Origin of the sequence: Nocardioides sp. GCM10028917, assembly GCF_042666175.1 — a bacterium.
Classification (GTDB): Bacteria; Actinomycetota; Actinomycetes; order Propionibacteriales; family Nocardioidaceae; genus Nocardioides.
The window spans coordinates 378,453-389,790 of the sequence record NZ_JBHTFL010000007.1; the positions used below are offsets into that span (position 1 = coordinate 378,453).

At 73.0% G+C, this 11,338-nt stretch carries 11 protein-coding genes; 5 read left to right on the forward strand and 6 right to left on the reverse strand.

From position 1 onward, the window contains the following. Window positions 1–57: 57 nt before the first annotated feature. Window positions 58–885, reverse strand: coding sequence for an alpha/beta hydrolase family protein (locus tag ACFQW6_RS11220; RefSeq protein WP_378544649.1), 828 nt, complete (start codon window positions 883–885; stop codon window positions 58–60). Next, window positions 882–1,481, reverse strand: coding sequence for a winged helix-turn-helix domain-containing protein (locus ACFQW6_RS11225; protein WP_378544652.1), 600 nt, complete (start codon window positions 1,479–1,481; stop codon window positions 882–884). The genes ACFQW6_RS11220 and ACFQW6_RS11225 overlap by 4 nt, the downstream gene beginning before the upstream one ends. Window positions 1,482–1,549: 68 nt before the next feature. Between ACFQW6_RS11225 and ACFQW6_RS11230 the strand changes: the two genes are divergently transcribed. Continuing rightward, the gene (locus ACFQW6_RS11230; RefSeq protein ID WP_378544655.1) at window positions 1,550–2,809 is read left to right on the forward strand and encodes an MFS transporter; all 1,260 of its coding nucleotides are present in this window, start codon (window positions 1,550–1,552) and stop codon (window positions 2,807–2,809) included. Here ACFQW6_RS11230 and ACFQW6_RS11235 read toward each other — a convergent pair. Next, the gene (locus tag ACFQW6_RS11235) at window positions 2,806–3,753 is read right to left on the reverse strand and encodes a helix-turn-helix transcriptional regulator (RefSeq protein WP_378544658.1); all 948 of its coding nucleotides are present in this window, start codon (window positions 3,751–3,753) and stop codon (window positions 2,806–2,808) included. The genes ACFQW6_RS11230 and ACFQW6_RS11235 overlap by 4 nt on opposite strands. 63 nt (window positions 3,754–3,816) lie before the next feature. On the opposite strand from ACFQW6_RS11235, the gene ACFQW6_RS11240 reads away from it, so the two are divergent. Then, window positions 3,817–4,854, forward strand: a complete 1,038-nt coding sequence (locus tag ACFQW6_RS11240; protein WP_378544661.1) for an ATP-binding cassette domain-containing protein — start codon at window positions 3,817–3,819, stop codon at window positions 4,852–4,854. Next, window positions 4,851–5,597: an ABC transporter permease gene (locus ACFQW6_RS11245; RefSeq protein WP_378544664.1), complete on the forward strand. Its 747-nt coding sequence runs from the start codon at window positions 4,851–4,853 to the stop codon at window positions 5,595–5,597. The genes ACFQW6_RS11240 and ACFQW6_RS11245 overlap by 4 nt, the downstream gene beginning before the upstream one ends. Before the next feature lie 96 nt (window positions 5,598–5,693). Here the strand turns inward: ACFQW6_RS11245 and purL are convergent, their stop codons facing one another. From purL to ACFQW6_RS11260, 3 genes are all read right to left on the reverse strand, one after another. Further along, window positions 5,694–7,943 carry a phosphoribosylformylglycinamidine synthase subunit PurL gene (gene purL, locus ACFQW6_RS11250; protein ID WP_378547537.1) on the reverse strand — a complete coding sequence of 750 codons (2,250 nt, stop codon included), beginning with the start codon at window positions 7,941–7,943 and terminating at the stop codon, window positions 5,694–5,696. A gap of 96 nt (window positions 7,944–8,039) precedes the next feature. After that, the gene (locus ACFQW6_RS11255) at window positions 8,040–9,263 is read right to left on the reverse strand and encodes a hypothetical protein (protein WP_378544667.1); all 1,224 of its coding nucleotides are present in this window, start codon (window positions 9,261–9,263) and stop codon (window positions 8,040–8,042) included. 2 nt (window positions 9,264–9,265) lie between these two features. After that, window positions 9,266–9,619 carry a hypothetical protein gene (locus tag ACFQW6_RS11260; RefSeq protein ID WP_378544670.1) on the reverse strand — a complete coding sequence of 118 codons (354 nt, stop codon included), beginning with the start codon at window positions 9,617–9,619 and terminating at the stop codon, window positions 9,266–9,268. Window positions 9,620–9,798: 179 nt separating this feature from the next. Here ACFQW6_RS11260 and ACFQW6_RS11265 point away from each other — a divergent pair, with 179 nt between their 5' ends. Next, complete coding sequence (locus tag ACFQW6_RS11265) at window positions 9,799–10,887, forward strand: hypothetical protein (RefSeq protein ID WP_378544673.1); 1,089 nt, start codon at window positions 9,799–9,801, stop codon at window positions 10,885–10,887. Between the two features lie 9 nt (window positions 10,888–10,896). Then, window positions 10,897–11,292, forward strand: a complete 396-nt coding sequence (locus tag ACFQW6_RS11270) for a hypothetical protein (RefSeq protein ID WP_378544676.1) — start codon at window positions 10,897–10,899, stop codon at window positions 11,290–11,292. The last annotated feature ends 46 nt before the right edge of the window (window positions 11,293–11,338 follow it).

Genomic DNA, 11,338 nt, shown 5'->3' on the forward strand with positions numbered 1-11,338 from the left:
CGGTGCTCGCTGAGCGTGACGGATCGACGCCGGCGTGCGAACTGCCTTCACGGTGCCTCACCCGATCGAGTCGAGGACCTCCACGCACGCCGTCCAGGCGTCGCTGTCGGTGTCGATCACCCCGAAGTGACCGCCGGTGACCTCGACGAGGGTGGCCTCGGCACCCGCGGCGGTCGCGGCGTCGACGTACGCCTCGGCCTGGCTGAACGGGACGGTGTCGTCGTCGCGTGCGTGGACCGCCCAGACCGGGACGTCGAGAGGCACCTGGGTCAGCGGGTCGGCCTGCTCGTACGTCGCTGCGTCCGGGTCGGGGTCGCCGAGGAACGCGAGCGCGGCGCCGTCCCCGAGGTCGTCCGCGACCGCCGCCCTCAGGTCCGGCACCCCGGCCTGGCTGACGACGTGGGTCAGGGCCGGGCCGTCGGCCCAGCGGGCGAGGCGCAGTCGGGCGCCCGCCCAGGTGGCGAGGTGCCCGCCGGCCGAGTGACCGAGCGTGACGACCGGACCCGGTGCGTCGGCGGCGACCGCACCGATCGCGGTGTGGACGTCATCGAGGGTTGCAGGGAAGCCGCCGCCGTTGCCGACCCGGCGGTACTCCACGTTGGCGACCGTCCAGCCGCGCGCGACCAGGTCCTCGGCCAGCGGCGCGCCGTAGTCGGCGCCGTACTGCGCCTTCCAGAACCCCCCGTGCAGGACGACGACAAGCCCCCGGCTGGCGCCCCCCGCGGGGACGTGCAGGTCGACCCACTGGCTCGGGTCGTCGCCGTAGGTGATCCGCTCGGGTTCGCTGGGCACGCCTCCCACCCTGCCGGACGTCTCGTCGGCGCACCCGGCGAGGACGGCCGACACGCCGACCGCCAGCACGGCGCGCCGGCTCGGTCGTGTCACCCGTCGGGCTCGGTCGGCTCGTCGGGCTCGGTCGGCTCGTCGGGGTAGGGCTGCACCATCTGCACGAGCAGGTAGGTCCGGCGCTCCGGGTCGCGACCCCGCGTGCGGTCGGCCCACGACTCGACGAGGTCGTCGATCTCCTGGCGCAGCCGGCCGGCCTCGTCGTCGGTGAGCTTGAGCGCGTGGTCGGAGGTGGCGAAGACGCCGCGACCCTTCTTCCGGCTCATCGCGAAGGACCGGTCGACCACCTGGTGCAGCCAGGCGAGCCTGTTGGAGCGGAACACCTCCACGGCCGCCTTGCCGCCGGGCTCCTTGGCCAGCTTGCCCAGCTCGACCCGGTAGCCGCCCGTCGCCGAGGCCCGCCACACCCGGTCGCGCTTGTCGCGCGCCTCCTCCGGGGCCTCCTCGACGAGGCCGTACTTGCCGAGCTGGCGCAGGTGAAAGCTGGCCTGGTTGGCCGGGATTCCGAGCTCCCGCGCGATGTCTGCCGCGCGCGCCGGCCCCGACGCGCTGAGCTCGTCGAGGATGCGGTTGCGGACCGGGTGGGCGATCGCCCGCAGCACGCGCGGGTCGCTCAGGGGCTGGGGATCGACCATGGCGCCACCCTACCCGAATTGCGCACGTACTATTGCGCAACATTACGTGCGCAACATAGGGTGCGGACATGCCCGGATACCGCCAGCTCTCGCGCAACCGCGACTTCACCGTGCTCTGGATCGGCGACACCGTCAGCGAGCTCGGCAGCACGCTGTCGATGTTCGCCTTCCCCCTCATCGCCTATGCCCTCAGCGGCTCGGCGATGACTGCCGCCCTGGTCGAGGCCGCATACCTCGGCGGGCTGTGCGCCACGCTGCTGCCGGCCGGTGTGCTCGCCGACCGGGTCGACCGCAAGCGGATCATGCTCGTCTCCAGCGCCACCGGCTGCGCGGCGTACACCTCGCTCGCAGTCGCGGGAGCGACCGGCAGCCTCACGCTCCCCCATCTCGTCGTGGTCGCGCTGGTCGCGGGCGTGGCGGCCGGCGCGTTCAACCCGGCACAGCTTTCAGCGATCCGGTCGGTCGTGCCCACGGACGACCTGCCGACCGCGCTCAGCCAGAACCAGGCTCGCCAGCACGTCGCCTCGCTGCTCGGGGGACCGCTCGGCGGTGCGTTGTACGCCGTCACCCGGTGGCTGCCGTTCGCCGTCGACGCGATCACCTACGCGATCGCGTGCGCCACGGTCAGTCGCGTGCGCACCGACCTGACGGCACCGCGCCGTCGGCGCGAGCCCTTGGGCCGGCAGCTCGCCGAGGGCTTCCGGTTCATCTGGCGGCGCCCGTTCTTCCGCACGCTGGTGCTCTGGTCCTCGCTGACCAACCTGGTGACCAACGCGATCTTCTTCGTCGTGCTCCTCCGCATGATCGCCGAGGGCGTGCCCGCCGCGCAGATCGGCCTGGTCTCGATGGCCGCGGGCCTCGGCGGCATCGTCGGCGCCGTGGTGGCCCCGAGCCTGATCCACCGCATGCCGACCGGCCGCCTGACCGTCCTCATCGGCTGGATGTGCTGCCTGCCCCTCGTGCCCTTGACGGTCTCGTCGAGCGTGTGGACCGCGTGCGCGAGCACGTTCTTCCTGCTGCTGCTCAACCCGGTCGGCAACGCCGGCATCAGCTCCTACCGGATGGCCGTCACACCCGCCCACCTCCAGGGCCGGATCGGCTCCACCAGCCAGTTCGCGTCGATGTCGGTGATGCCGCTGGCACCGCTGCTCGGCGGCTCCCTGCTCGAGCACCAGGGCGGCGCCACGGCGATCACCGCGCTGGTCGTGGCGAGCGCGCTGCTCGCCGTCCTGCTCACCTCGAGCCGGTCGATCCGGTCGGTGCCGCGTCCCTCGGAGTGGGTGCCGGAGGCCGACCCGGAGCTGGTCGAGACAGCGGTCGCGGCCTAGCCGACGCGGGAGAAGCGTGCGCCGACCTCTGCGACCTTCTCCGCCAGCTCGGGCGGCGACTCGACGACGAAGTCCGCGCCGGAGCCGGCCAGCACCATCACCGGCCAGTCGAGGTCGTCGACGTTCATCTCGAGCACGCACCCGGTGCCGTCCGCGCTCACGGTCCCCCAGCGGCCCACCTGGGCGGCGAGTTCCTCGGCCAGCATCGCCACGCGGACGCGTACGGCGTGGCGCTGGGGCATCCGGCGGATGCCCTGCTGGACGAATGCGAGGGCGTCGTCGGTCGGCAGCTCGCGCGGGCGGAAGCGCTGGCCGGTGGGCTCGGGGTCGGTGACCCGGTCCAGGCGGAAGCTGCGCCAGTCCGTCCGGTCGCGGTCCCAGGCCACGAGGTACCACCGGCGGCCGAGGGAGACGAGGCGCAGCGGCTCGACGCGGCGATGGCTCACCTCGGCCTCGCGCGCGGCGTAGTCGAAGCGCAGCAGCTCACTGTCGCGGCAAGCCTGGGCCAACGTCGTCAGCACCGTCGCGTCGACCACGGGCGCGCCCTCCCACGGGCCGGGGGCGTCGGTCTGCGACGCGACGGCGTCCATCTGGCGGCGCAGCCGCGGGGGCATCAGGGACAGCACCTTGGACAGCGCCTGCACCGACCGGTCATCGGTCCCGCCGACCGCGCCGACCGCCGCCGTGCGCAGGCCGACCGCGATGGCGACGGCCTCCTCGTCCTCGAGCAGCAGCGGCGGGAGCGAACCGCCGGCGCGCAGCTGGTAGCCGCCGGCGGCGCCCCGCACGGCGTCCACGGTGTAGCCGAGGTCGCGCAGCCGGTCGACGTCGCGACGGAGGGTCCGGGGGCTCACCTCGAGGCGGTCCGACAGCTCCGGGCCCGACCAGTAGCGGTGGGTCTGGAGGAGGGACAGCAGCCGCAGCATCCGCTCGCTCGTGCTCATGGGATCCAGATTAGGTGCCAATGCGGACAGGAACTGACCGCATGGATCCCTAGCGTCGATGTCATGACCTACCAACACCACACCGGACCGGCGATCGTGACGCGTGGCCTGACCCGCCACTTCACCTCGCGCAAGCAGACGGTCGAGGCCGTGCAGGGCCTCGACCTCGAGATTCGGCAGGGCGAGCTGGTCGCCTTCCTGGGCCCCAACGGCGCCGGGAAGTCGACGACCCTGCGCATGCTGACCACCCTCATCGCCCCCACGTCGGGCTCGGCCACCGTCGCCGGCCACGACGTCGTCAGCGCCCAGCGCGACGTACGCCGGGCGATCGGCTTCGTCGGGCAGGGCAACGGTGCCGGGCACCGCCAGCTCGGCCGCGACGAGCTGATCAGCCAGGGCCGTGCGCACGGGCTGTCCCGCGTCGACGCGCGGCGCCGCGCCGCCGAGCTGGTCGAGGAGCTCGACCTCGCCGCGGTCGCCGACCGCAAGGTGTCCTCCCTCTCCGGGGGACAGCGCCGGAGGCTCGACATCGCGATGGGGCTCGTCCACCTGCCGCGGGTGCTCTTCCTCGACGAGCCCTCCACCGGCCTCGACCCGCAGAACCGCGCCAACCTCCAGGAGCTGATCCGGCGGCTGCACGCCGAGACCGGCAGCACCGTCGTGCTCACCACGCACTACCTCGAGGAGGCCGACGCGCTCGCCGGTCGCGTCGTGGTCGTCGACCACGGCCGGGTGATCGCCGACGACACCGCAGCCCGGCTCAAGAGCGGGTTGGGCGACCTGGTCCGGCTCGGCTTCGGCTCGGCCGGCGACTCCGCCCGGGCCGCCGCCCGGCTGGAGCGGGTGCCCGACGCTCGCGTCGAGGTCGACGACTCCTCGCTCGACCTGCGGGTCATGGACGGCTCCGCGATGGTGGGTGAGCTGCTCGCGGACCTGGCCGCGGACGGCGTACCCCCGACGCGGGTTGAGGTCGCGCGACCCACCCTCGACGACGTGTTCCTCGACCTCACCGGGCGCAGCCTGCGCGAGACCCAGTCCACCGACACCACCGGAGCCACTCCCACCCCCTCCACCGAGACCGAGAGCGAGGTCGCAGCATGAGCACCTTTGTCGCCGACACCTGGAACGTGATGAACCGCGAGCTCAAGCCCGTGTGGCGCGAGCCGATGGCGGTGGTCTTCGCGATGATCCAGCCGCTGGTCTTCCTCGGCCTCTTCGCGCCGCTGCTCCCCGAGATGGCCGACGGCGCGGCGCTGCAGTGGTTCGTGCCCGGCATCGTGGCCATGACCGCGCTGATGGGGGCGTCGTTCACCGGGGCCAACCTGATGGAGGAGATGCAGTCCGGCTCGCACGAGCGGCAGCTGGTCTCGCCGCTGGGCCGTCCGGCGCTGCTGGTCGGTCGCGCGCTCAAGGAGGTCGTACCGATGCTGATGCAGGTCGCGATCATCGTCGCGGTCGTCACGCCGTTCAGCTTCGACCTGCACCTCGGCGGGGTGCTCGTGGCCACGCTCGTCCTGTCGATCTTCAGCGTCGGGGTCGGCGCGCTGTCCTTCGCGCTGGCACTGGCGTCGAAGGGCCAGGACTGGATGTTCTGGACGATCCAGCAGACGCTGCTGTTCCCGACCCTCCTCACCGCCGGCGTGCTGCTGCCGGTCGACGGGGCGCCGCGCTGGCTCGAGGTCATCTCGATGCTCAACCCGATGACGTACGTCGTCGACGCGACGCGCGCGCTGTTCGCCGGGACCTTCCCGGCCGACGTCGTCCTGCAGGGGTTCCTCGGCGCCGGCGTCGTCGCGGCCCTCGGGCTCGTCGTCGGGGTGCGGGCGATGCGCCGCTCGAGCTGACGGTCGCTGCGCGATCCCCGGATATCCGGGGAACCTCCCGCTTGTCGGCTGAAACTTCGGCCGACAAGCGGGAACTTCGGCGTCGAAGTCCGCCGGTCAGGAGCCGAGGACCGCCGGAAGGGTCGCGCGCCAGGCCGCCTTGGCCTCGACGACCGGGAGGTCGAAGGCATCCTCGACCGAGATCGCGTCGCCGCCGGTGCGCCCGATCGGCGTGACGGGTACGCCGTGGCGCTCGGCCAGGGCGACCAGCGCGTCGGCCTGCTCGTCGGTCACCGTCACCAGCGCCCTGGCGGTGGACTCGGAGAAGAGCGCGACGAACGCGTCGCCGGAGGCGACCGCGGCCAGCGAGACCGAGACACCGATGTCACCCGCGAAGGTGGACTCGGCGAGCGCCTGGGCCAGGCCGCCGTCCGAGAGGTCGTGGGCGCTGGTGACGACGTCGTCGCGGGCGGCGTCCTGCAGCAGCGCGGCGAGCGCGTGCTCGGCCGCGAGGTCGAGCGCCGGCGGCAGCCCGCCGAGGTGGCCGTGCACGACGTGCGCCCACTCGGACCCGGAGAGCTCGTCGCGGGTCTCACCGAGCAGGAAGACCCGCTCCCCCGCGGCGCCGAAGCCGGTCGGCGTACGCCGGGTGACGTCGTCGATGACCCCGAGGACCGCCACCACCGGTGTCGGCAGGATCGCCGTCTCGCCGGTCTGGTTGTAGAGGCTGACGTTGCCGCCGGTGACCGGGATGCCGAGCTCGAGGCACGCGTCCTTGAGCCCGCGGCAGGCCTCGGCGAACTGCCACATCACGTCCGGGTCCTCGGGCGAGCCGAAGTTGAGGCAGTCCGAGACGGCGAGCGGGCGGGCGCCGCCGGTGGCGACGTTGCGGTAGGACTCGGCCAGCGCGAGCTGCGCGCCCGTGTAGGGGTCGAGCTTGGCGAAGCGGCCGTTGCAGTCGGTGGACACCGAGACGCCGAGGTTGGTGTCGGCGTCGACGCGCACCATGCCGGAGTCGGCCGGCTGGGCCAGGACGGTGTTGCCCTGCACGTAGCGGTCGTACTGGTCGGTGATCCACGACTTGTCGCAGAGGTTGGGCGAGGCGACGAGCTGGAGCAGGGTGTCGCGCAGCTCGGCGCCGGACGACGGACGGGGCAGCGCCTCGGCACCGTCGGCCTGGAGGGCGTCCTGCCACGCGGGACGGGCGAACGGCCGCTGGTAGGTCGGACCGTCGTGCGCGACCGACCGCGGGGGTACGTCGACCACGCGCTCGCCGTGCCAGTCGATGTGCAGCCGTCCGGAGTCGGTCACCTCACCGATGACGACGGCCTCGACGTCCCACTTCTCGCAGATCGCCATGAACGCGTCGACATCAGATGGCTCGACGACCGCCATCATCCGCTCCTGCGACTCGCTCATGAGGATCTCCTCCGGAGCAAGGGTGGAGTCGCGCAGGGGCACGCGGTCGAGCTCGACGTGCATGCCGCCGTCGCCGGCCGAGGCGAGCTCGGAGGTGGCGCACGAGAGCCCGGCGCCGCCGAGGTCCTGGATGCCGGCGATCACGCCCGCGGCGAAGAGCTCGAGCGTGCACTCGATGAGCAGCTTCTCCATGAACGGGTCGCCGACCTGCACGCTCGGCCGCTTGGCCGGGCCGGTCTCGTCGAACGTCTCGCTGGCCAGCACGGAGACGCCGCCGATGCCGTCGCCGCCTGTGCGCGCGCCGTAGAGGACCACTTGGTTGCCGGCTCCGGACGCCTTGGCGAGGTGGAGGTCCTCGTGACGCAGCACGCCCACGCAGAGGGCGTTGACCAACGGGTTGCCGGCGTAGGTCTCGTCGAAGACGGCCTCGCCGCCGATGTTGGGCAGGCCGAGGCAGTTGCCGTAGCCGCCGACGCCGGCCACGATCCCGGGCAGCACGCGCGCGGTGTCGGGGGCGTCGAGGGGACCGAAGCGCAGCGGGTCCATCACCGCGACCGGGCGGGCGCCCATCGCGAGGATGTCGCGGACGATGCCGCCGACGCCCGTTGCGGCGCCCTGGTAGGGCTCGACGAACGACGGGTGGTTGTGGCTCTCGACCTTGAAGGTCACGGCGTAGCCCTGACCGATGTCGAGCACGCCGGCGTTCTCGCCGATGCCGGCGAGCATCTTGCCGACCGGCGTCTCCTGCGGGATCTCGCCGAACTGCTTGAGGTGCACCTTGGTGGACTTGTACGAGCAGTGCTCGCTCCACATCACGCTGTACATCGCGAGCTCGGAGCTCGTCGGACGACGGCCCAGGATCTCGCGGATCCGGGCGTACTCGTCGGTCTTGAGGCCGAGGTCGGCCCAGGGCTGCTCGCGCTCGGCGTCCGTGGCCGCCAGGGCCACCGTGTCGAGGGTGCCGGTCGCGCCTGACGTCGTGAGACTGGCGTTCGTGGCAGGGCGGGACTGCGGGGCGGCGCTCGTGTCGGGCACGGCGCCAATCTACCGGCGGTCCTCGCCCACCGGGCGGCCGGGAGTCGCCTCGTGGACGACCCGCACGGCCTGACGGCGCTCCCCACCCTCCGGCTGCTCGTCGTCGGCGTCCGTCCCCGTCTCCGAGCCGCCGGGCTCACCCTCGAGCGGCAAGGTCCCGTCCGCCTCGTCACGGTCGTCGTCGTCGCGCCGCGAGTCCTTGCCGGCAGCCCTCGCCCGCGCCTCGCGCGCCGCCTCCCGCTCGGCCTTGCGGGCCGCGCGCTCGGCGCGCTTCTCCTCGAGGGCCGCACGCTTCGCCTCGCGCACGGCCTCCTGCTCCCGGGCGGCGCGGGCGGCAGCCTCCTCCGAGGCCGTGCGATCCAGCCGCGGGATCTGCATTCGGGCGGGCCCGCCGCGGCCGCTCGCCATCCCCCGCGACATCGTCCCGGCGCGCGCGGCCATGCCGGCTGCCCCCATCCCGCCGACGGGTGGCGTGCCGGTGGCCGGCAGCCTCGCCCCGCCCCCGCTGCGGCCGAGCAGCCCGCCCGCCGCGGCCGCGGACAGCGACGTCAGCCCGGCGGCGGAGAGACCCGTCAGGTCGGGGACGGCCACCGACACCGGGGCCACCGGCGGCAGCGCGGAGACGCCGGCCTGGGCCGCACCCTGCACCGAGGTAGACGCGACCGTGCCGACCCCCGACTCCTCGCCCCCGACCCCGCCGAATCCCCCGAATCTGCCCCCGGCGAGCGACAGCAGCTCGGTGCGCACGGTGACCAGCTCGGCGCGCGCCGACCGGAGCCGGGCGCTCTCCTGGTCGAGCGCCACGGCGAGCCGGTGTCGGATGTCGTCGGTCTCGGCCTGGCCGCGGGTGACCTTGCCGCGTTCCTCGTCCTCGGACGGCTTGAAGACCAGGTGCCGCGACTCGCCGACCACCTCGTGGGGCACCGCCGCGACCGTCGCCCAGGCGCGGTCGAGCTCCTTCTGCGACGACGTCATCAGCGTGGCGGACGCGCGGAGGCAGTCGGCGATCCGGTCGGCCAGGGAGGTGAAGCGGTCGAGGTGAGCGAGCACCTGCTTGCGGTGGTGCTCGTAGCTCTCGGCCGACGCCGCTTCCCACCCCTCGGTGGCGCGCCGTGCGGCGTCGACGAGCTCGTCCCCGCGACGTGACACCAGCGCACTGACCTCGGTCCACCGCTGGGCGGCGGCCTCGAGCGGCCGGACGTCGGCGCGCAGCTCCCACGGGTTGGCCGGCACGGTCAGCGACCTCCCGGGCCCGGCATCGTCCCGAACGGCCCCTCACCCAGCAGGTGAGTGGCTCGGTCGAGCTCGGCGGCGATCGAGTCGTCGGCGCGCAGGGCGTCGCGGGCGGCGTCGACGAGCCCGGCGACGCCCAGCTCGAGGGCGCCGACGAGGCAGGTCAGGACCTCGTCGGCATCGGCCAGCGCGTCGACGTACGACGCCGCGAGGTTGGCGGTGCCGGTCGCGTCGCCGAGCGCCACGCAGGCCTCGGCGAGCTCGTCGACGGCGTCCGCCCAGTCCTGCCTCATCGCGTCGAGGACGCGCTCGGAGGAGCCCGCCAGCTCCACCAGCCGGGCCGGCTCGACCTGCATCAGGGATCGCTTGCCGCTTGCTCTCACCTCAGCGGGATACCCCCGCCGACGGCGGCCAAACACGGTCACGCCTGGCCTGTGCGCAAACAGTCCGGCGGGGCCGGTTTCGCACCGTCGCGTCCGGGGAAGACGATCGGGCACTACCCGCACCGACCGCCCCGCCCGCTCCAGGAGCCGCGATGAACGCCGTGATGACCGTCGACCTCTCCGAGCTCGACGCCTGGTCCGCGCAGGTCCAGCGCGCCGGCGACGACCTGTCCGGCATCGCCCGCAACGGCGGCCATGCGCTCGTCCAGGCCGACTTCGGCCCCATCCTCGAGACCATGATGGGCGCCTACAACGCCCTGCTGCCCTCGGTGCACCAGTCGCTGGAGGACAACGGCACCGGGATGCACGACCACGCCGAGGCGCTGCGGGCCACCGCCCGCGACTTCACGCTGACCGAGGACGGCGTCGTACGCCGCCACCACGCCACCGGCGTCGACGGCCGGGACGGGTCGAGCAGCTTCTGGGACGTCGCCGACACCACCATCCGGCGGGCCGCCCCGACCGAGAGCAGCCTGCCGCAGGTCAGCTTCGGCTTCCCGTACGACACCGTGTGCGACCTGGTGCGGATGCTGACCGGCTTCGACATCCGCGCCGAGCTCGCGGAGAAGATCGGCGGCGACGTCGTCGGTGCGTCCACCCAGGGCTCGTCCTTCGGTGCCCTCGGCCAGTCGATGCACGGCGTGGCGGCCAACCTCGAGAGCGGCAGCCGGACAATCTCGCAGACGTGGCAGGGCGGCGCGTCCGACGCGGCGGTCAGGCAGATCGGCACGTGGGTCGGCTCGCTCGACGCCCAGGCCGGCCAGCTCGTCCAGATGGGCCAGACCGTCGTGCAGATCTGCCGCGACGCCTGGCAGACCGCCCTCTCGGTCGTGCAATGCGTGAAGGCGGCGGTGCAGACCGTCTCCGCCGCGCTGGCGACGATCAGCATCCCGGGCGTCGGCTGGGCCCGCGTCGTGCAGGCCGTCTTCCAGGCCTTCCAGGCGGTGATGAAGGCCCACAAGGCGCTGATGAAGCTCATCACCATCCTCCAGCAGGTGAAGTCGCTCATCACGACGGTGAAGAACTTCTTCGACGGCGACAAGGCGCCGGTCTCGACGACCGGTGCCCCCGTCTCCAGCGGTACGCCGAGCAGCGTGACGCGCGACCCGAGCACCGTCGCAACACCGACGATCGGCCAGCGCCCCGCGCCGGTCGCGCCCGTCGCACCCGCTCCGGCGTAGCCTCCCGCCATGGATGACCCCCGCAGCCAGGCGGAGATCCTCGCGGCGATCAGCGCAGCGCGCGAGGAGCTCACCTCGAGCCTCGCGGACCTCCGATCCACCGTCGACCAGCTCACCGCGCGCCCGCTGCTGACCGACGAGGAGAAGCAGGCACTCGAGGAGCAGGCCCGGTCGGGCGAGCTCGGCGAGGACATGAAGACCCTCGTGGAGAAGATCCGCGGCGGGGAGGACACCTGGGAGCAGGTTTTCTCCGGCGAGTCCCCCCACGGCGCACTGCTCCAGGGTCACCTGACCCGCATGGTCGAGGAGCACCAGGACGACATCGCGCTCGCCTTCGAGGAGCTCGTCGAGGAGGAAGAGGCGAAGGGCAACTTCCTCCTCGACGACGTGCCGACCACCGACTGACCCGCGTCGAACTACAGATCTGTAGTTCTTCCGAACGACTGTTACG